Below are 20,005 nucleotides of genomic sequence, written 5' to 3'. Positions count from 1 at the left end.
TGGCGGCGCACCAGGAAGGGTCGAGGTCGGGGCGTTGGTGCGCCGGGGTGCGCCACAACAGGGCAGGAGCGCCGCCCCTACCTGTCGGAGCAAGCTCGCTCGCGATAGACGTCAACGATAACGCTGGTTTCTGTCTGACCGCAGCGTCACGACGTTGATCGCAAGCGAGCCCGCTCCTGCAGAGGAAGCCGGATTCAGGAAGTAGAAGCCGATTCAGGCTGCCGGTTGAATCGCGAAAACAGCACACGGTCCAAAACCCAGACAACGACCAACGAGGCCCCCACCAACGGAAATGCCACCGCCAGTGCGAACATGATGACCATCGCGGTTTTCCATTTCGGCAGGTCGTGGCGCAGCGGTGGCACGCCGAGCTTGCCTTGCGGGCGACGTTTCCACCAAATCACCACGCCACTGACCGCGCTCAGCAGAATCATCAGGCAGATCAGCAGCACGATAATCTGATTGATGACCCCGAACATCTTGCCTTCATGCAACATCACGCCGACTTCCGTGGCGCGGGCGACATTGCCGTAGTCTTCCCAGCGCACATCGGCGAGCACCTTGCCGGTGTATTGATCGACATGCAGGGTGGCATCGTTGCGCGGGTCGTCGGCGAACACGGCGATCGTGAACACGCCGGTGTCGGTGGTGGGCAGGGTGATGCTGTAGCCGGGCTCGACCTTGCGTTGTTCGGCGACGTTTTGCACGTCTTGCAGGCTGATGATCGGTGCGGCCGGGCCGGCAGATTTATCGCCGTGGTTCATGTGTTCGGCATGATCGCCGGACATCGGCATCGGCGTGTTTTCCATGGCCCATGGGACAGTCTGGCGAGTGGCGGTATTGAGACTGCGCGCTTCGACATCGGACTTGGGCATGGCATTCCACATCGCGTCCGGAAAGACGTTCCAGACCCCCGCGTATTGCTTGCCCCAGAACCCGGTCCAGGTCATGCCGCTGAGCAACATCACCAGCAGAAAGGTCGCGCCCCAGAAACCGGTGACCGCGTGCAGGTCGCGCCACAGCACTCGGCCGCGGCTGCGCAGGCGCGGCCAGAGGATGCCGGCTGCCTGGCCCCGTGGCCACCAGAGGAAGACGCCGGACACCACCAGCACAATGCCCCAACCGGCGGCCAGTTCGACCAGGCGATCACCCACCGTGCCGATCATCAGCTCGCCGTGAATCGCCCGGGCCACGGCTTGCAGGTTCATCTTGGCGTCTTGCTCGCCGAGGATGTCGCCGTGATAAGGATCGATAAAGACGTTCAGTTCCTGGTCGGCCTGGGTCACCACAAACTGGGCACTGCGTTCGGCATTGACCGGTGGCAGGTACTGCGTGACCTGACCTTGTGGATAGGCAATTTTCACCCGTTTGAGCAGCTCGTCGGCCGGCAGGCTGTGATGGCCGGCCGGGACATTCAGCAGGCTGCCGTACATCAACGGATCAAGCTGTGGCTTGAACAGGTAGATGACCCCGGTCAGGGCCAGCATGACCATGAATGGCGCGACGAACAGACCGGCGTAGAAATGCCAGCGCCAGGCCAGGTTGTAGAAATTCACTTTGGGCTGTTGCATGGTGGGTGCTCCGCTTGGCGAATCGATTGTCCCGTAAAAAGATCGCAGCCTCGTTTCACTCGACAGCTCCTACAGCGCTCCTACAGGGTGCATGCGATGTAGGCGCTGGCGTAGCCTGCGATCTTTTGACTTTTCTTGTTAGAAACTCATATCAATCTTGGTCCAGAGCGTTCGCCCCGGTTCCTTGATGGCTTGCGGGTCGTTGGCCGGGTAGCCAAAGCCTGCGTTGCCGGCCAGGTTCAGGTGCTCGGCGTAAGCCTTGCCGAACAGGTTGTCCACGCCGGTGCTGACCTTCCAGTGCTGATTGATCCGGTAGGCGCCATTGAGCGAGAACACCCCGAAACCTGCGGTCTTGTCGAAGTCCTTGCCCACCACGTTGCCCTTGTTGCGGTCGATCCGGTCTTGCGCGGCGACCAGCCTCCACAGTGCCCCGGCGCTCCAGTTGTCTTCGCTATAAGTCAGGCCGAAACGGGCATCGAGCGGCGGCATTTGCGGCAGTGCGTTGCCGTCGCTGCTGTTCTTGCCCCAGGCATAAGCCAGGGTCGCATCAGCCTTCCAGTTGTCGGTCAGCTTGTAGGCTGCACCGAGTTCGCCGCCCATGATGCGTGCGTCGATGTTCTGCGCCTGGGAGGTCATTCCCATCATCCCCGGGGTGTAATCGAACAGGATGTAGTCGCGCACCTGGCCGACGTAACCCGAGGCCCAGGCTTCGAGTTCAGCGCTCTTGTACTGCAGGCCGAAATCGAGCTGGGTGGTTTTTTCCGGCTTGATCGAATCAAAGGCGTTGAGCGACCCGCTCGGGCCTGAGTTGGGCGAAAACAGCTCCCAGTAATCCGGGAAGCGCTGGGTGTGACCCAGGCCTGCATAGAGAGTGGTCGGGCTGTCGGCCAAGTCATGCTCGTAGCGGATGAAGCCGCTGGGCAGGGTGTCGGCGCGGGTGTCGTTGGCGGTCGGGTTAGGCCGGGTCATCATCCCCGAGCCGGTGGTCTGGCGAAAATCCCTGGCCGAGGCGCGATCCAGGCGGGCGCCGCTGATGAGCCGGTCACTGTCCGTGGCGAACCAGGTCAGCTCGCTGAAGACGCCATAGTTATGGAAATCGGCGTCCTTGGTGAACGGCACGTCCTTGTAGGTATCGATGCCCATGCCGCTGCGCTGGCGGTGTTCATTGGTCTGCGCATCGAGGCCGCTGATCAATTGCACGTCGGCCCAGCGCCAGGTGCCTTTGATGCGCGCACCGAGGGTGCGGCGGTCGACGTTCGAGGCCATGGGACCGGCCATCATCCCTGTGCCGGAAGGCGTGCGCAGCGTGTAGTTGTCCATCACATGGTCGGCGTAGTTGTAGTAGATCTGTGCCTCGACCTTGTCCAGCACCTCGCCGATGTTCGATTTTTCGAAGCGCAGGCCCAGGCTCTCGCGCTTGAACTGGGAACCGTCCATGCCGCGTCCGGCGTACCGCGCTTCACCGTCACCCTTGCCAGCGGTCAGCTCCAGCAAGGTGTCGGCATCCGGCGTCCAGCCCACGGCGACGTCGCCGTTCCACTTGTCGTAGCGCGAGGGCACGGTGTCATTGTTGCCGTCACGGTAGTCGTCGGAGTGGGCCGTGTTGCCGATCACTCGCACATAGCCCAACGGTCCTCCGGCAGCAGCGTCCACCACTTTGTCGAAACGACCGTTGGAACCGGCCAGCAGGCTGGCATTTACCCGCGAACCAAGCTCGCCGAAGTTTTCCGGTTCTCGGTCAAAGAGGACGGTCCCGGCTGATGCGCCGGGGCCCCAGAGCACGGTTTGCGGGCCCTTGATGACTGTGAGCTTGTCGTAGGTTTCCGGCGAAATGTAGGAGGTGGGTGCGTCCATTCGGCCGGGGCAGGCGCCGAGCATCATGCCGCCATTGGTGAGGATATTCAGGCGTGAACCGAACATGCCGCGCAGCACCGGGTCGCCGTTGGTGCCACCATTGCGCACCAGGGCGAAGCCGGGGATGGTCTTGAGGTAGTCACCGCCATCACTGGCCGGCACGGGTTGGCGCGGGTCCTTGGGGTTGGTGACGATGGTCAGCGGTGAACTCTGGGCAATGGCGGTGATGACCGTGGGGCTCAATTCTTCATTGTGGCCGGCGTGTTCATCGGCTTGCGCCAGGGGCATGAGCAAAGCGCCGCAAAGGATCGCGGTGGCGTGACTGACCCGGACGCTGGTCGGGTTCAGGGCGAAAGAAACCTGGGCGGCGCCCAGGCGTGTGTCTGCAGAAAACATGGACATGAAAATTTCCGTCGAACAGTCGTAAACGTCACGGCTGGCAGCCAAAGCATCGAATCAACTGTGGAAGCAGGCGTGCTCGCGAAGAGGAATGTCAGCCACATGGATGTCATCTGGCACAACGCTTTCGCGAGCAGGCCCGCTCCCACAGGAAGCTTTGCTGTCCTATAGCCGTGTGGGTTTGGGCAGATGTTTACGCGGCGGAAGGGGGCGCGCGGGTGCGGGCGCCGGGGAAGAAGGTTGGCCGGGCATGGCCCAGGCGTGTGGCGGGTGTGGTGAAAGTGCTGGTCTTGGGGGTGTCAAAGGCCGCGAAAGAGTGGCCGCCCGTCAGTGCCGGGCAATTGAACAACAGGCTGCAGTAGCCGCATCGTTCCCACAGCGCGTGATGATCGGTTTTCGGCGGGCAATGCTCATCGTCGACCTGCGCGCCATGTTCGGCGTGCTCCATCGTCGACATGTCCATGCTCATGGACATGTCCATGGACAGCGGCGCGCGCTGATCCATCGGCATCGACTGGGAAATCAGCGGGCCGATAAAGATCATCAACATGGCGAACAGGCTGACCCAGCTGCCGCGAGTCAGGCGCAATGGCTGACGGCGGGTAGCTGGGAACCTGGCGCTAAGCGGGCGCATGGGCGTGCGGGCTCGGTCGGTTATTGGGCGTGGGCGTGCATTGGCGCGCCATCCGGCGCCTGCTTCTGCACCGTGACGTCGACCGTCACTTCACCGGACTTTTCAAAGTGCATCGTCAGCGGGAACTTCTGGCCGTCTCTCAACAGATCGCGGTCTTTGAGGTCCAGCAGCATGACGTGATAGGCCATGGGGGCGAAGGTGACGACTCCACCGGCCGGGATTGCCACGCTGGGTACCTGCTGCATCTTCATCACGTCGCCTTGCTGCACGTGTTCATGCAATTGGGCGCTGCCGGCGATCGTCGAGTCGACGCTGACCAACCTGTCTGCGGTGTCGCCTTTGTTGGTGATCACGAAATACGCGGCCACGGTCGGTGCATTGGGTGGCAGCTCCATGGACCAGGGGTGGGCAACTTCAAGTTGCCCGGCCTTGTAATCGTGGGCATTGGCAAAGCAGGCAGGCAACACCAAGGCGGCCAGGACGATGAGTTTGTTCAACATGGCGGTTCTCCAGAACGATTCAAAACGCAGGTCAATTGCGAGAAGGAATCACACCAGAGGGGACGCGCGGGGGTTCAAGGCAGGCCATTGCTGGCGAGGTGTGGGTGTATCCAGGATGCCGACTGCCAGGCTGCGATTGGGCTGGTACTGTGCGAAATACAGCTGCGGCTCATGCCCGGGCAATGCCACCAAGGGCGCAGACCCGGAGCAGCACCAGCAATGCTGCATGTTGGAATGATCGTCCCCTGAGGGGGCTTTCTGGTCGACGTCACCCAGTGAAATCGCCACCATCTTCGTGCCGCTGGAAGAGCAGAAACTGCCCCACAACAACTGATCGGCCGGCGATTTAGCCGACTGCGCCAGCGCCCCTCTCATCGGCATGGCGAGCATGTTGAACAGCACTGCAAAGCAGGCGATCCAGGCAATTGCGAGCCGTTGTCGGGACATGGGGAAATCCGGTGGATGGGCGATCAGGCGCGGCTATTTAGCCTGATCAGTGCCGATAAGTAAAAAGTCCGCCTGCGGTGTGGTGTCGCAGCAGTCAGGGCGCATTGGCATGCAAGCGCAGGCCCAAGGCTTTCATAACCTTCATGATAGTCGCGAATTCCAGATTGCCAGCGCTGCTCAATGCCGAACTATAAGATTGACGCGATAGGCTGGATATACGGCTTATTCCGAAAAACCCGGTCGACAAAGCCTCGAGTTTCAAAAGAATGTCGGGGACATCTACGACGACAGGGCCGCCAACACCTGCATCACCGACTCAAATTCCCTGTCCACCACCGGCAACACCGGTCTTTTCAACACCAGCACCGGCACCCCACGCTCCCGCGCCACTTCCAGCTTCGGCTCGGTGGCGGTGCTGCCGCTGTTCTTGCTGATCAGCACGTCGATCTGCCGGCGCTCGAACAGGTGGCGTTCGTCGTCGATCAGGAAGGGCCCGCGGGCGCCGATCACTTCGCAGCGTTCGTTGCCGGGGTAGACGTCCAGTGCACGCAGCGTCCAGAACTGTTCGGGCGGGATTTCGTGCAGGTGTTGCAAAGGCTCGCGGCCGAGGGTGAACAGTGGGCGTCTGAAGGGTTGCAGGGCGCTGATCAGATCTGCCCAGTCCTTCACTTCTCGCCAGTCATCACCGGCCTGGGCCTGCCATGCCGGGCGCCTGAGGGCCCAGCAGGGTATGCCGCTGATGCGCGCAGCAGTGGCGGCGTTCTGGCTGATTTGGGCAGCGTAGGGATGGGTGGCGTCCAGCAGCAGGTCGATGCCTTGATCGCCGATGAACTGCGCCAGGCCATCCGCACCGCCATAGCCACCGACGCGCACCTGGCAGGACAGATCCGTGGGCACGCGGCCTACGCCGGCCAGGCTGTAAATGTGTGGCGGTGCCAGGGTTCGAGCAATGGCCAATGCTTCAGTGACGCCGCCCAGCAACAGGATGCGTTTCATTGGAAGGCTCCCGCGTGGCCGACCACGCCGCCCTGGCGGTCGATGGCGAACACTTCGACCTGCACCTGGGCCGGCACCACGCTGCGAGCAAAATCCAGTGCGTGCTGGCACACAAGATCACCGAGGGCGATCCCGGCTGCGCTGGCCATGGCCAGGGCTTGCTGGCTGGTATTGGCCTCGCGGATCGCCTGTTGCAACGCCTCGTCGGCGCCGATGGCGGCGGCCCAGTCAGCCAATTGCGCCAGGTCGATGCTTGAGTGCCGGCTGTGCAGGTCCATGTGCCCGGCGGCCAGCTTGCTGATTTTGCCAAACCCACCGCACAGGCTCAGTTTATCCACAGGCACCCGGCGCAGGTGCTTGAGCACAGCACCGACGAAGTCGCCCATTTCGATCAGGGCGATTTCCGGCAAGTCGTAGACCCGGCGCATGGTGTCTTCGCTGGCGTTGCCGGTGCACGCGGCAATGTGCAGGTAGCCGTTGGTCTTGGCGACGTCGATGCCCTGATGAATAGAGGCAATGTACGCGGCGCAGGAGAACGGCCGGACGATACCGCTGGTGCCGAGAATCGACAGCCCGCCGAGAATCCCCAGCCGCGGATTCATGGTCTTTAATGCCAGCGCCTCGCCGCCTTCGACATTGACCGTGACCTCGAACCCACCGCCGTAACCCAATTCGGCGGCCAGTTGGGTCAGGTGATCGCTGATCATCTTGCGCGGCACCGGGTTGATTGCCGGCTCGCCCACACCCAGGACCAGCCCCGGGCGTGTGACGGTGCCAACGCCACGGCCAGCCCTGAAACGTACGCCTGGGTCGGCGTCCAGGCGCACCCCTGAATAGAGCAGGGCGCCGTGGGTGACGTCCGGATCGTCACCGGCATCCTTGATAGTGCCGGCCTCCGCGCCGTCTTCGGTCAAACGGCAGAACTCCAGGCGCATCTGCACCTGCTTGCCCTTGGGCAACACAATATCCACAGCGTCCGCACCCAGGCCGCCGAGTAGCAACCGGGCGGCCGCGAGGCTGGTAGCGGTGGCGCAGCTGCCGGTGGTCAGGCCGCTGCGCAGGGGGGCGGGTTGTTCCGCGGTTTCATCACGCATCGAAGGGCTTGACCACGTCCAGCAGGGTAATCGGCAGCGCCTGGCGCCAGGTGTCGAAGTCACCCAGGGGTTGCGCCTGGGCGATGTGAATTCGCGTGAGCTCGCCGCCGTGCTGCTCGCGCCACGCCATCAGGGTCGTTTCGCTCTGCAGCGTAACTGCGTTGGCCACCAGGCGGCCGCCGGGCTTGAGCGCTGCCCAGCAGGTGTCCAGCACGCCTTCGCGGGTGACGCCGCCGCCGATGAAAATGGCGTCGGGGCGCTCAAGCCCATCCAGCGCCTGCGGCGCGCTGCCGCGAATCAGCTGCAAGCCGGGCACGCCGAGGGCATCGCGATTATGTTCAATCAACAGTTGGCGCCCTGCGTCAGCCTCGACCGCCAGTGCGCGGCAACTCGGGTGCGCACGCATCCACTCGATCCCGATCGAACCACTGCCAGCGCCGACGTCCCACAGCAGTTCGCCCGGCACCGGCGCGAGGCGAGCGAGGGTGATCGCCCGCACGTCACGCTTGGTCAGCTGACCATCATGCTTGAAGGCGCTGTCCGGCAAACCGGCCAACCGCGACAGGCGCGGTGCGTCGGCTTCTGCGAAGCATTCAATGGCAACCAGGTTGAGATCGGCGATGACCGGATTGCTCCAGTCATTGGCCACTGCGTTGATGCGGCGTTCGGCGTCACCGCCCAGGTGCTCAAGCACGCTCAGGCGACTCGGGCCGAACCCGCGCTCGCGCAACAACGCGGCAATGGCACCAGGGCTCTGGCCGTCATTGCTGAATACCAGCAGGCGCGTGCCGTTGAACAGATGTGCGTTGAGCGCAGCGACCGGCCGGGCGACGACGGACAGGGTGACGACGTCCTGCAGCGCCCAGCCCATTCGCGCAGCGGCCAGGGAGCAAGAGGACGGCGCCGGCAGGATCAGCATTTCGTCAGTGGACAGTTGCCGGGTGAGGCTGGCCCCGACGCCGAAGAACATCGGGTCGCCGCTGGCCAGTACGCAAACCGGTTCGCCGCGCAGGGCCAGCAGTGAATCCAGCGAGAACGGGCTCGGCCATTGACGACGTTCGCCGACGATACACAGGGGCAACAGTTCGAGCTGGCGCGGGCTGCCGAAGATCCGCGATGCAGACAGCAGGGCGCGTCGGGCATTCTTGCCAAGGCCCTTGAAGCCGTCTTCACCGATACCTACCACCGTCAGCCAAGGGGTCATGCCGTTCCTCTTTTATCAAGCCAAGCACATCATCACCGCAACCCGGGCCTGAGTTGCCCGTGCGGCCGTCCATTATAGCCCGGCGTAGCCTGTGACCGGTTGTCCTTATCAGTCGCCGGGATGAGGGCCTGGCTCTTCACTGTCGGTGTTTTTGCAACTCGAAAGCTCCACGCGTTTCGTCGTCAAAACGTACGGGCTTTTCATCCTGCGGGGCAAAGCAGGCATAATGCCGAGCTTAATTCCCTTGCCGGCTAACCCGTGAAATCACGACCGACCTCCAGTCCCTTGCGTCCTTCGGCTTGCCCGGGATTGCTGCGTGTCGTTCAGGCGCTGGACGGGGGGATTTGCCGGATCAAACTCGATGGCGGTTCCATCCGCAGCGCTCAGGCCAAGGCTGTTGCCCAGGCCGCGCAGCGGTATGCCGATGGGGTCATGGAAGCGACCAACAGGGCCAATCTGCAGATTCGCGGTATTGGCGGGCAGGAAACCGCACTCATCGACAGCTTGCTGGCTGCCGGGTTGGGGCCTGCCACCGCCGCTGGCGACGACGTGCGCAATGTGATGCTTAGCCCTGGCGCCGGTATCGATCGAAAAATGCTGCTCGACACCCGTCCACTGGCCCGGCAAATACTCGACAGCCTGCAAACCCATGAACGCTTCCATGCCCTGTCGGCCAAGTTCGCCCTGCAACTGGACGGCGGTGAGGCGCTGGCCATGCTCGAGCATCCTCACGACCTGTGGCTGAGCGCGGCTGAACGGGCGGGAGAAGTGGTGCTGGCGTTCGGTTTTGCCGGCTGCCCCACAGACTTGCCGGCGGCCGCGGTACAGCTGCAGAACGCCCATGCGCTGGTGATCGCCGTCCTGGATCTGTTCCTTGAGCTTGCTCGGCCGGACCAGACCCGTATGCGCCATGTGCTGGCCGAACGGTCACCAGAGCTGTTGCTGCAGATGCTGGCCACTCGGGTGTCGCTACTGGGCGTGACTGAGTGGCAGCGCCCGGCGGCGGGCGCGAAATTGCACCTGGGCACTGTTGCCCAGCGCCATGAAGGCCTTGTGTATGTTGGCGTCGCACCGCCGCTCGGGCGGCTGGATCCGTCGATGCTCAAGGGCGCCGCGGACCTGGCTGAGCAGTTCGGCGACGCCAGCCTGCGCCTGACGCCCTGGCAAAGCCTGCTGCTGCCCAACATCCGCCAGGAGGATGCGCCCTGGGTCACCCGGCAATTGCAGGCCCTGGGTTTCCTGGTCGACGCCAATGAGCCGTTGACCGATCTGGTGGCCTGCACCGGTTCTTGCGGCTGCGCCAAAGGGTTGTCGGATACCAAGGGCGATGCCCGGCTGTTGGGGGCGCTGCAGCCAGGCCCGCGCGGGCAACAGGTTCACCTGACAGGTTGCCCACGCTCCTGCGCCTGCGCGCACCCTGCCCCCGTGACGCTGCTGGCGACCAGTGCGGGTCACTACGATGTTTATTTTCGCGATGCAGCACTGCCGGGTTTCGGCGCGCTGCAAGCACGCAATCTCACTATTGAAGCGGCGCGTGCATTGCTTGATGCCCGCCCACGGAGCCCCCTTGATGCTTGATTACATCCGCGACGGTCAGGAGATCTATCGCAACTCCTTCGCGATCATTCGCGCCGAGGCCAACCTCGACCGGATCCCGGCTGACCTGGAAAAACTCGCGGTTCGGGTAATCCACGCCTGCGGCATGGTCGGGGCCATTGACGGCCTGCAGTATTCCGAAGGTGCGGGCAAGGCGGGGCGTGAGGCTCTGATGGCCGGAGCGCCGATTCTATGTGATGCGCGGATGGTGTCCGAAGGCGTGACCCGCGCGCGCTTGCCGGCCAACAATCAGGTGATCTGTACGTTGCGCGACGACAGCGTGCCAGAGCTGGCGCGTGAGTTGGGCAACACCCGTTCCGCTGCTGCGCTCGAGTTGTGGCGCCCGCATCTGGAAGGCAGCGTGGTCGTCATCGGTAACGCGCCGACGGCCTTGTTCTACTTGCTGGAAATGCTCGATGCCGGCGCGCCGAAACCGGCGCTGATTCTGGGCTTTCCGGTAGGTTTCGTGGGCGCAGCCGAATCCAAGGCAGCGCTTGCCGCCGACAGCCGAGGCGTACCGTTCGTGATCATGCAAGGGCGGCTGGGAGGCAGCGCCATGGCTGCCGCCGCCGTCAATGCCCTGGCTACGGAGATCGAATGATGCAGCCATCTGGACGTTTGATTGGCCTGGGCGTCGGCCCGGGTGATCCGGAACTGATCACGGTCAAAGCCCTGCGCCTGTTACGCGAATCGCCAGTGGTCGCGTACTTCGTCGCCAAGGGCAAGAAGGGCAATGCGTTCGGTATCATTGAAGCACACCTGCAGAACGCACAAACACTGCTGCCGCTGGTGTACCCGGTGACCACCGAAGCATTGCCGGCACCGTTGTCCTATGAGCAAGTGATCAGCGACTTCTACGACACCGCCGCGCAAGAGTTGGCCGCGCATCTGGATGCCGGGCGAGATGTGGCGGTGATCTGTGAAGGCGACCCGTTCTTCTACGGTTCGTACATGTACCTGCACGACCGCCTGGCCGAGCGCTACGAAGCCGAAGTGGTGCCGGGTGTCTGCTCGATGCTGGGAGGCGCGTCGGTACTTGGTGCCCCTCTGGTCTATCGAAATCAGAGCCTGTCGGTGTTGTCCGGCGTGTTGCCCCGTGAAGATCTCAAGCGCCGCCTGGCCGACGCTGACGCGGCAGTGATCATGAAACTGGGGCGCAACTTTCCCAAGGTTCGAGAAGTACTGGGCGAGCTGGGCCTCGCAGAGCGGGCGCTGTACGTTGAGCGCGCCACCATGGCTAACCAGAAGATAGTACCGCTGGATCAGGTCGAGCCGATGTCTTCGCCGTACTTCTCATTGATCATCGTTCCGGGTGAAAGGTGGCAGGGCTGATGAGTCGATCCGTTCCTGCAATCGTCATTCTAGGTAATGGCAGCCTCGCGACTGCACGCCTGATTCAGCGATCCCTGCCCGGCGCCCTGATCTACGGACTGTCCACAAGGGTCGAGGGCGCAGACGTCGTATATCAGGAGTTCGGCGCTACCCTGCGCGAACTCTATACGACGAACACACCGATCATTGCGCTGTGCGCCGCCGGTATCGTGATCCGTACGCTGGCGCCGCTGCTCCTGGAAAAAGGCGTGGAACCGCCGGTGCTGGTCGTGGCTGAAGACGCCAGCGCTGTGGTGCCGCTGTTGGGTGGCCTGGGCGGTGTCAACGTATTGGCCCGCGAAATTGCTGAAAGCCTGGGGATCGCGCCGGCTATCACTACCAGCGGCGAACTGCGCTTTGGCACCTGTTTGCTGAACCCGCCCAGCGGCTACGCCTTGGGCGATCTGGAGCTTGGTAAACGCTTTGTTTCCGATTTGCTCGGCGGTGAGCCGGTTCGAATTGAAGGCGATGCGCCGTGGCTGGCGCAAGCGCAGTTGGCCCAGGATCAGCAGGCGCGTCTGGCCATTCATGTCGGGACTACCGAGCGCGAGCCATCCGCCAATGAGCTGCTGATTTATCCCAAGAGCGTGCTGGTGCTGGTGAACGAAGAGGTCGCAGACCTGGCCGATGCCATTCGCAAGCGCCTGCACAACGCGAACATTGCCGTGCACTCGCTGGCCTGTTTGTTGGCCAGTGAACAGCAGATGGCCAGCCAGGCGCTTCGTGACGCCGCCGTCGAACTCAATGTGCCACTGCGGTTTTCCAGGGCGGACACTGTTTGCGAGCAGTTGGCCGAGCTGACGTCGCCACCGCTGACCGTCCATGGCGATAACGGGATCACGGTTGCCGTCGCCGAACACCCGTTGGACCCCTCGCGCATTGGTCGTGCACGGGGGCGCCTGGCCGTCATCGGGCTTGGCCCGGGCGCTGCGGATTTGATGGTGCCTGCAGTGAAGCTGGAATTGACCCGCGCCAATGATGTTCTAGGTTATGAAACCTATGTGCGCATGGCGGGGCCGTTCCGCGCCGATCAAGTGCTGCACTGCACCGACAACCGTGAGGAAATGCAGCGAGCGCGACATGCCTTTGAGTTGGCGGCGCAAGGTCGCAGCGTGGTCGTGGTGTCTTCTGGTGACCCAGGGGTATTTGCGATGGCCGCGGCGGTGCTTGAAGCGCTGCATGAATCCCGTGACCCCGCATGGCACAGCGTTGACCTGGAAATTCTTCCCGGCGTTTCAGCGTCACTGGCTACCGCTGCCCAGGCAGGTGCTCCGCTGGGGCATGACTTCTGTGTACTGTCGCTGTCGGACAATCTCAAACCATGGGAAATCATCGAGAAGCGCCTGGCGCTGACCGCTCAAGCCGACCTGGCCATGGCATTTTACAACCCGATTTCACGATCACGCCCCTGGCAGCTGGGGCGCGCCCTTGAGATCGTGGCGCAGTACCGCATTGCCGAGACGCCGGTCGTGCTGGGGCGAGATATCGGGCGGCCCGGTCAAACGTTGCGGGTGACTACCCTGGGGCAGTTGACTGCGGATCAGGTTGATATGCGAACAATGGTATTGATTGGTTCTTCGACGACTCGCGTGTTCCCTCGAGCCCAGGGTTTGTCATGGGTGTATACGCCGCGCAGTTACGGAGACAAGCTGGTCGAAATCAAGTAATCGCCAGGTTTTGAGGGGGCCTGTGTTCAGGGCACCAGGTACCCTCGGATCCCGGTAAAGATGATTTGCGCCGCCAGCGCACACACGAACAACCCCATCAAGCGGCTGACAATCTGCAGCCCCTGGTCGCCCAGGATTCTCTCGATGCGGTTCGACAGGAACAGCACCACGCCCACAGTGAAACTGGCCAGGGCGATACTGACGATTGCCGTCAGCTTGTCGTCCCAATGCGGCTGGCTCACGCCCATGACCAGCAGCGCGCCGATAGTCCCGGGGCCGACCGTCAGGGGAATGGTGAGCGGGACGATGGTCACGTCCTGTTGCACGTTGTCAGTCTGCACCACCGATTTGCCCTGCGCCATGCCCAATGCCGAGATGAACAGCACGCTGCCGGCGCCGATGCGAAAGGCATCCACCGTGATGCCGAACACATCGAAAATCACCCGGCCGAACAAGTACAGCAGCACACTCGAAACCAGCGTGGCGGTCGCCACTTTCCAGGCCAGGCGGCGTTGTTCTTTTCGCGAGTAGCCGCGCGTCAGGCTGATGAAGCAGGACAGTACGAAGAACGGGCTGTAGAGCACCAGCATCTTCAGGTACACACTGAACAACACATGGAGCATGGTGCGAGCTCACTGCAGGGAAAAGTCGAAGGGAAGTCTAACAGGCCGTTGCAGTGTCTGTCGGCTCAGCTGGTTTGCGTCGCCGCGCGGTTCTGTTCATCTCGCTGGGCGACCCAGTGCTCGATCAGTTCGCGCAATTGGGAGAGCTCCACCGGCTTGGCCATGTGTCCATCCATGCCGGCCTGGCGCGCCCGCTCCTTGTGTTCGGCCAGTATGTGCGCCGTCAGGGCGACCACAGGGGTGCGCACGCGCTGGTTGCCGACTTCCCAGGCGCGTAGTTGCTGGGTGGCGGAGAAACCGTCGAGAATCGGCATTTCGCAGTCCATCAGCACCAGGTCATACCGCTGGGCCTTCATGGCCTGAAGCGCTTCTTCGCCATTGCTGGCGGTGTCGGGCTGCAGATTGAGTTTGCCCAGCATTCCGCGAATCACCTTGGTGGAAATGCTGTTGTCCTCGGCCACCAGGATACGGAAATCCCCCGGCACCTTGACCGGCAGGGTCGGCCCCGTTGGTAACGGGTAGGGGGTCGCCAGGCCTTTGTTACGCTGGTTAAGTTCGTCGGCCAGGGTGGTCTTGAGCGTATAGCCGGCTACCGGCTTGGCGAGGATGCGCTTGATCCCGGAATTGCGCGCGATTATCTTGCTGGGCGCGTTGCTGATGCCGGTCAGCATGATCAGCAGGATGTCGTGGTTGAGGCTCGGGTCTTCCTTGATCTTTGCCGCCAGTTGCATGCCGGTCATGCCAGGCATGTTCTGGTCCAGCAGCACTACATCGAAATAATCCCGCAGGTGCGCCTTGGTGCGCAACAGTGCCAGCGCTTCCTTGCCGGACGGCACCGCACTGACGTTCAGGCCCCAGGCGGTGCATTGTTGCACCAGTACCTTGCGGCACGTGTCGTTGTCGTCGACGACCAGCACCCGCGCACCCTGAAGAGGGCCATCGAGATCGGAGGTGGGGTGTTCCAGGCGATCTGGATCCAGCGGCAAGGTCAGCCACAAGGTGCTGCCCTGGCTGTTGCCGCTCTTGATGCCGAACTCGCCATGCATCAGCCGGATCAGTTGACGGGCGATCACCAGACCCAGGTTGCCCCCCACACGGTTGGCCGACAGGAAATGCTTGCTGTGGAGTTCGGCGTGCATCAGCGCGTCGCGCTCCTCGGCGTCCATCGGCTCGCCACTGTCCTGCACGGCAATGCGCAACCGCGGTTTGGCGCTGCGTTCATCCAATGCCACAACGATCAGGATTTCGCCTTCGTCGGTTTTTTTCAGGGCGTTTTCCAGCAAGCTCAGCAGGGTCTGGCGCAGGCGCGTCGGGTCACCGCTGATGACCCGCGGGACCTGCGGCTGGATAAAGCTGATCATCTCGACATTCTGTTGCTCGGCCTTGGCGCGGAAGATGCTCAGGCAGTCCTCGATCAGCGCGTTGAGGTCGAACTGCACATCGTCCAGTTCAATCTGCCCGGATTCGAGTTTGGAGATGTCGAGAATCTCGTTGATCAGTGTGAGCAGTTCGTTGCCGGCGCTGTGGATTGTTTGGACGTAGTCGCGTTGTTTGACTGAAAGCGGGGTGCCCAGCAGCAGTTCGGTCATGCCCAGTACACCATTCATGGGCGTACGGATTTCGTGACTGATCTTGGCGAGGAACTCGGCCTTGGCATTGATCTCGGCATTGCTGGCAGCCAGGTCGCGGCTGATGCTGAAACGGCTTTCGGTGATGCTGCGCTGGCGCTCGCTCAGGGCGATGCTCATCAACAGGCCACTGAGGCAGATGAACGCCAGCAGCGTGGTGATAAGGCCCTGGGGTTCCACCAGTGTCAGCCCCAGCAGTGCCGGGAGGATGATCAAGGTGCCGAGGTTGAACGCCACCATGGCCACCACGAAAAAGCGCGCCGGGCGATAGCCTTTTTGCAGGTGCCAGGCCCCGGCGAACAACATGCTCAGGCCGGCGAGGGCGACCAGCCCATAGGTAATGATGTTCAGCGGCAGCGTGTTGACGAACAACAGCAACAGGCCGCAGGCGATGATGAACAGCATTTCCCCCTGTAGCAGTTTATTGAGCGGGTGCGAGCCCAGGGGGGCAAAAAAGCGATAGGCAAACATCAGTCCGCAGGGCGCGGTCAGCAGCAGGGCCAGATACGCTCCGGGCGTCTGGATGGCGTGCCAGGCTGGCAACCAGGGGCCGGCAAGATTCAGCAACAGGGCCAGGCTGAGCATCAACAAGGCCTCGCACCCGGCCAGCCAAAGACTGCTGCGTGATCGCGTGTAGGCGTAACGGATGAGGTTGTGCAGGATCAGCATGGCGATGCAACCGAACAGCAGGCCGTAGATCAGTGTCTGGGTCTGGTTGGCGGCGGTGCTGATAGCCGATTGCAGGGTGATGTAGGGGCGCATCTGGTGATCGGAAACCAGGCGCAGGTAGACATCCAGGGTGTTATTGCTTTGTGGCAGCGGCAACAGGACATCACTGCCAGCCATTCGCCGCTCAGCTTGCGGCTGATCGGCGCCGGCCTGGGTCTGGTCGATGAGCTTGTCGCCGTCCAGCACGTAGAGTTTGAGGTTTTCGAGGTCCGGAGCGAATATCTTCAGCACCTGCTCGTGTTTGCCGGGGGCCAGCCTGAAGCGTAGCCAGAGCGCGCCACCGGGCTCGGCCGCCGTCAGGCGTTCAAGTTCGATAGGGCTGAATTGATTGGTATAACGGGCGGAACGGATGTCGCTCAACTGCAGGTTGCCCTGCTCGTCGAGCAATACGGCCCAGCCACTGCCTTGCGCGGCCTGGGCCGGGAGCATGCAGAGCAAGGTCAGCAGAGTGACGGTGAGACTTACGGCAATCCTGAGCCAGCGCACGGCGAAATCCCTTCGTAGGTTGATGCCAGAATATAACTATGCGCGGCGCCGGAATAGTCCGGCAAGGGCTTGAGGCCCTTGCCCGACCGAATGGATCGACTATTCCTGATTTTCGCCACGCTCACGGGCAATGGCGCGGTAGCCGATGTCCTTGCGATAGAAGCAGCCTTCCCAATCGATTTTGGCTGCCAGCTGGTAAGCCTGCTGTTGAGCCGCATCGACACTGGCGCCCATGGCGGTCGCACAGAGCACTCGACCACCGGCGGTGACCACTTGTCCATCCTTGAGCGCTGTACCGGCGTGGAAGACCTTGCCTTCCAGTGCCGCGGCAGCGTCCAGGCCATTGATGGCCACGCCTTTGGCGTAATCACCAGGATAGCCGCCCGCTGCCAGCACGATGCCGACGCTCGGACGTGGATCCCACTGTGCTTCTACCTTGTCCAGCGCTTGCGCCAGGGCGGCTTCGACCAGCAACACCAGGCTCGACTGCAGGCGCAGCATGACCGGCTGGGTCTCAGGGTCGCCGAAACGGCAGTTGAATTCGATGACTTTAGGGTTGCCGGCTTTGTCTATCATCAGGCCGGCGTACAGGAAGCCCGTGTAAACATTGCCTTCATCGGCCATGCCGCGAACGGTCGGCCAGATCACCAGATCCATTACGCGTTGGTGCACTTCGCTGGTGACCACCGGGGCAGGGGAGTAGGCACCCATGCCGCCTGTGTTCGGGCCGGTATCGCCATCGCCGACGCGTTTGTGATCCTGGCTGGTGGCCATTGGCAGTACGTTCTTGCCGTCAACCATGACGATGAAGCTGGCTTCTTCACCGTCCAGGAACTCTTCGATGACTACGCGGGAGCCAGCGTCGCCGAAGGCATTGCCAGCGAGCATGTCGCGTACGGCGTCCTCGGCTTCGGCCAGGGTCATGGCGACGATCACGCCTTTACCGGCCGCCAGGCCGTCGGCCTTGATGACGATCGGCGCACCTTTTTCACGCAGGTAAGCCAGGGCAGGCTCGATCTCGGTGAAGTTCTGATAGTCGGCTGTCGGGATCTTGTGGCGAGCCAGGAAGTCCTTGGTGAACGCCTTGGAGCCTTCCAGCTGGGCTGCGCCAGCGGTCGGGCCGAAGCAGTCGAGGCCGCGTGTGCGGAACAGATCGACCACACCGGCCACCAGTGGCACTTCCGGGCCTACGATAGTCAGTGAGACATTTTTCTCGGCGAAGTCGGCAAGCTGTTCAAGGGCCAGCACATCGATCGCAACGTTTTCGCACTTGGCTTCAATCGCGGTGCCGGCGTTGCCAGGCGCAACAAAAACCTTCTGCACGCGCGGATCCTGAGCCACTTTCCAGGCCAGGGCGTGTTCACGGCCACCGCTGCCAATGATCAAAACATTCATTTCAAAAACCTCGGATGAAGCTAATTCTGTTTTAGAACCTGAAGCGCTTCGCGCTGCAGGAGGTCGCAATGAAGCCGGTAGATGCAAGGCGGAGGCTACCTTGATGAGCGGAGTTGCCTTTTGGCAATGAGCATCATCAAGGTAGCCTCCAACGCAGCAGATGCCGGTTTCAGTGCGGCCGTTGTCTGGTTAGTGACGGAAGTGGCGCATGCCGGTGAACACCATGGCGATGCCGGCTTCATCAGCGGCGGCAATCACTTCTGCGTCGCGCATCGAGCCGCCTGGCTGGATCACCGCAGTGACACCGGCCTTTGCCGCATTGTCCAGGCCATCGCGGAACGGGAAGAACGCGTCCGATGCCATCACCGAACCCTGCACTTGCAAACCCGCGTGTTCAGCCTTGATCGCGGCGATTCGCGCGGAGTTCACGCGGCTCATCTGGCCAGCGCCGACGCCGATGGTCTGGCGGTTCTTGGCGTACACAATGGCGTTGGATTTGACGTACTTGGCGACTTTCCAGGCGAAGATCAGGTCGTTGATTTCCTGTTCGGTCGGTGCGCGCTTGGTCACCACTTTCAGGTCTTCGCTGCCGATCATGCCGATGTCACGGCTCTGCACCAGCAGGCCGCCATTGACGCGCTTGTAATCCCACGCAGCAGCGCGATCGGCCGACCACTCGCCACAGGCCAGCAGGCGCACGTTGGCTTTGGCGGCGACGATGGCGCGAGCTTCTTCGCTGACGGACGGGGCAATGATCACTTCGACGAACTGACGCTCGACGATGGCCTTGGCCGTTTCAGCATCCAGTTCGCGGTTGAAGGCAATGATGCCGCCGAACGCAGACTCGGTATCAGTGGCATAGGCCAGCTCGTAGGCCTGGCGGATACCGCCTTCGGCGTCGGGGCTTACGGCCACGCCGCACGGGTTGGCGTGCTTGACGATCACACAGGCTGGTTTGACGAAACTCTTCACGCATTCCAGCGCGGCGTCGGTGTCCGCCACGTTGTTGTACGACAGCTCTTTACCTTGCAGTTGGGTCGCGGTGGCGATGCCGACTTCGGCAGGCTTGGCTTCCACGTAGAACGCCGCGCTCTGGTGTGGGTTCTCGCCGTAGCGCATTTCCTGGGCCTTGACGAACTGGCTGTTGAAAGTGCGCGGGAATTCGCTGCGACCTTCAGTGCTCAGCGTATCGGCAGCCTGGTTTACGGTGCCCATGTAGTTGGCGATCATGCCGTCATAGGCGGCCGTGTGTTCGAAGGCCTTGAGCATCAGGTCGAAACGCTGGGCGTAGGTCAGGCCGCCGGCCTTGAGACCTTCGAGCACGCTGGCGTAGTCGCTGGCATTCACCACGATCGCTACATCTTTGTGGTTTTTTGCCGCGGAACGGACCATGGTCGGGCCGCCGATGTCGATGTTTTCGATGGCGGTCGGCAGGTCGCAGCCTGGCTTGTTGATGGTGGCTTCGAACGGGTACAGGTTGACGGCTACCAGATCGATCGGCTTGATGCCGTGCTCGTTCATGATGGCGTCATCGATGCCGCGACGACCGAGGATCCCGCCGTGGATTTTCGGGTGCAGGGTTTTCACCCGACCGTCCATCATTTCTGCGAAACCGGTGTAATCCGCGACTTCCACTGCGGCAACACCGTTGTCGCGCAGCAGCTTGAACGTTCCGCCGGTGGAGAGGATCTCGACGCCCAGGGCTTCAAGCTCCTTGGCGAATTCGAGGATCCCGGTCTTGTCGGAAACGCTGATCAAGGCGCGGCGGATCGGCAGGCGGGTAGTCTGGTCGGTCATCTCAATTTCCATCA

At 62.3% G+C, this 20,005-nt stretch carries 17 protein-coding genes; 4 read left to right on the top strand and 13 right to left on the bottom strand.

Annotation, left to right across the window (positions count from 1 at the left end):
• Nucleotides 1-194: 194 nt before the first annotated feature.
• From AAEZ09_RS20375 to cbiE, 9 genes are all read right to left on the bottom strand, one after another.
• Nucleotides 195-1,571 carry a PepSY-associated TM helix domain-containing protein gene (locus AAEZ09_RS20375; protein WP_350600567.1) on the bottom strand — a complete coding sequence of 459 codons (1,377 nt, stop codon included), beginning with the start codon at nucleotides 1,569-1,571 and terminating at the stop codon, nucleotides 195-197.
• 138 nt (nucleotides 1,572-1,709) lie between these two features.
• On the bottom strand, nucleotides 1,710-3,827 hold the full coding sequence (locus AAEZ09_RS20370; RefSeq protein ID WP_350600565.1) for a TonB-dependent copper receptor: 2,118 nt from the start codon (nucleotides 3,825-3,827) through the stop codon (nucleotides 1,710-1,712).
• Between the two features lie 190 nt (nucleotides 3,828-4,017).
• Complete coding sequence (locus AAEZ09_RS20365; protein WP_350600564.1) at nucleotides 4,018-4,458, bottom strand: DUF2946 domain-containing protein; 441 nt, start codon at nucleotides 4,456-4,458, stop codon at nucleotides 4,018-4,020.
• 20 nt (nucleotides 4,459-4,478) lie between these two features.
• A complete protein-coding gene (locus AAEZ09_RS20360) occupies nucleotides 4,479-4,958 on the bottom strand; it encodes a copper chaperone PCu(A)C (protein ID WP_350600562.1) in 480 nt (159 codons plus the stop codon).
• A gap of 48 nt (nucleotides 4,959-5,006) precedes the next feature.
• The gene (locus AAEZ09_RS20355; RefSeq protein ID WP_350600561.1) at nucleotides 5,007-5,405 is read right to left on the bottom strand and encodes a DUF2946 domain-containing protein; all 399 of its coding nucleotides are present in this window, start codon (nucleotides 5,403-5,405) and stop codon (nucleotides 5,007-5,009) included.
• A gap of 94 nt (nucleotides 5,406-5,499) precedes the next feature.
• A complete protein-coding gene (locus tag AAEZ09_RS20350) occupies nucleotides 5,500-5,652 on the bottom strand; it encodes a helix-turn-helix domain-containing protein (RefSeq protein WP_414704638.1) in 153 nt (50 codons plus the stop codon).
• A 32-nt stretch (nucleotides 5,653-5,684) separates the two neighbouring features.
• Nucleotides 5,685-6,401: a cobalt-precorrin-6A reductase gene (locus AAEZ09_RS20345; RefSeq protein ID WP_205891983.1), complete on the bottom strand. Its 717-nt coding sequence runs from the start codon at nucleotides 6,399-6,401 to the stop codon at nucleotides 5,685-5,687.
• Nucleotides 6,398-7,495, bottom strand: coding sequence for a cobalt-precorrin-5B (C(1))-methyltransferase (locus AAEZ09_RS20340; protein WP_350600560.1), 1,098 nt, complete (start codon nucleotides 7,493-7,495; stop codon nucleotides 6,398-6,400). The genes AAEZ09_RS20345 and AAEZ09_RS20340 overlap by 4 nt, the downstream gene beginning before the upstream one ends.
• Complete coding sequence (cbiE, locus tag AAEZ09_RS20335) at nucleotides 7,488-8,699, bottom strand: precorrin-6y C5,15-methyltransferase (decarboxylating) subunit CbiE (RefSeq protein WP_350600558.1); 1,212 nt, start codon at nucleotides 8,697-8,699, stop codon at nucleotides 7,488-7,490. The genes AAEZ09_RS20340 and cbiE overlap by 8 nt, the downstream gene beginning before the upstream one ends.
• Nucleotides 8,700-8,957: 258 nt before the next feature.
• Here cbiE and cobG point away from each other — a divergent pair, with 258 nt between their 5' ends.
• The 4 genes from cobG to cobJ are packed head-to-tail and all read left to right on the top strand — an operon-like array spanning nucleotide 8,958 to nucleotide 13,333.
• Nucleotides 8,958-10,277 carry a precorrin-3B synthase gene (gene cobG, locus AAEZ09_RS20330; protein ID WP_350600557.1) on the top strand — a complete coding sequence of 440 codons (1,320 nt, stop codon included), beginning with the start codon at nucleotides 8,958-8,960 and terminating at the stop codon, nucleotides 10,275-10,277.
• Nucleotides 10,270-10,896 (top strand): precorrin-8X methylmutase, encoded by a 627-nt coding sequence (locus tag AAEZ09_RS20325; RefSeq protein WP_205891979.1) that lies wholly within the window; start codon nucleotides 10,270-10,272, stop codon nucleotides 10,894-10,896. Before cobG ends, AAEZ09_RS20325 begins: the two co-directional genes overlap by 8 nt.
• A complete protein-coding gene (locus AAEZ09_RS20320; RefSeq protein WP_350600588.1) occupies nucleotides 10,896-11,627 on the top strand; it encodes a precorrin-2 C(20)-methyltransferase in 732 nt (243 codons plus the stop codon). Before AAEZ09_RS20325 ends, AAEZ09_RS20320 begins: the two co-directional genes overlap by 1 nt.
• Entirely contained in the window at nucleotides 11,627-13,333 is a 1,707-nt protein-coding gene (cobJ, locus tag AAEZ09_RS20315; RefSeq protein ID WP_350600556.1) for a precorrin-3B C(17)-methyltransferase, read from the top strand. Before AAEZ09_RS20320 ends, cobJ begins: the two co-directional genes overlap by 1 nt.
• A 26-nt stretch (nucleotides 13,334-13,359) precedes the next feature.
• Here the strand turns inward: cobJ and tspR are convergent, their stop codons facing one another.
• The 4 genes from tspR to purH form a co-directional block, all read right to left on the bottom strand.
• Nucleotides 13,360-13,956: a type III secretion system genes modulator TspR gene (gene tspR / locus AAEZ09_RS20310; protein WP_045060339.1), complete on the bottom strand. Its 597-nt coding sequence runs from the start codon at nucleotides 13,954-13,956 to the stop codon at nucleotides 13,360-13,362.
• Nucleotides 13,957-14,021: 65 nt separating this feature from the next.
• Nucleotides 14,022-16,799, bottom strand: a complete 2,778-nt coding sequence (locus AAEZ09_RS20305; RefSeq protein ID WP_350600554.1) for a hybrid sensor histidine kinase/response regulator — start codon at nucleotides 16,797-16,799, stop codon at nucleotides 14,022-14,024.
• A 99-nt stretch (nucleotides 16,800-16,898) separates the two neighbouring features.
• Nucleotides 16,899-18,194, bottom strand: coding sequence for a phosphoribosylamine--glycine ligase (gene purD, locus AAEZ09_RS20300; RefSeq protein WP_045060337.1), 1,296 nt, complete (start codon nucleotides 18,192-18,194; stop codon nucleotides 16,899-16,901).
• A 189-nt stretch (nucleotides 18,195-18,383) separates the two neighbouring features.
• Nucleotides 18,384-19,991 (bottom strand): bifunctional phosphoribosylaminoimidazolecarboxamide formyltransferase/IMP cyclohydrolase, encoded by a 1,608-nt coding sequence (purH, locus tag AAEZ09_RS20295; RefSeq protein WP_045060336.1) that lies wholly within the window; start codon nucleotides 19,989-19,991, stop codon nucleotides 18,384-18,386.
• Between the last annotated feature and the right edge of the window lie 14 nt (nucleotides 19,992-20,005).

The sequence above is a fragment of the Pseudomonas sp. 65/3-MNA-CIBAN-0223 genome, assembly GCF_040310425.1.
Taxonomy (GTDB): Bacteria; Pseudomonadota; Gammaproteobacteria; order Pseudomonadales; family Pseudomonadaceae; genus Aquipseudomonas; species Aquipseudomonas gregormendelii.
Note: the sequence above shows the minus strand (reverse complement) of the source record. Positions and strands in the feature narration are given on the sequence as shown.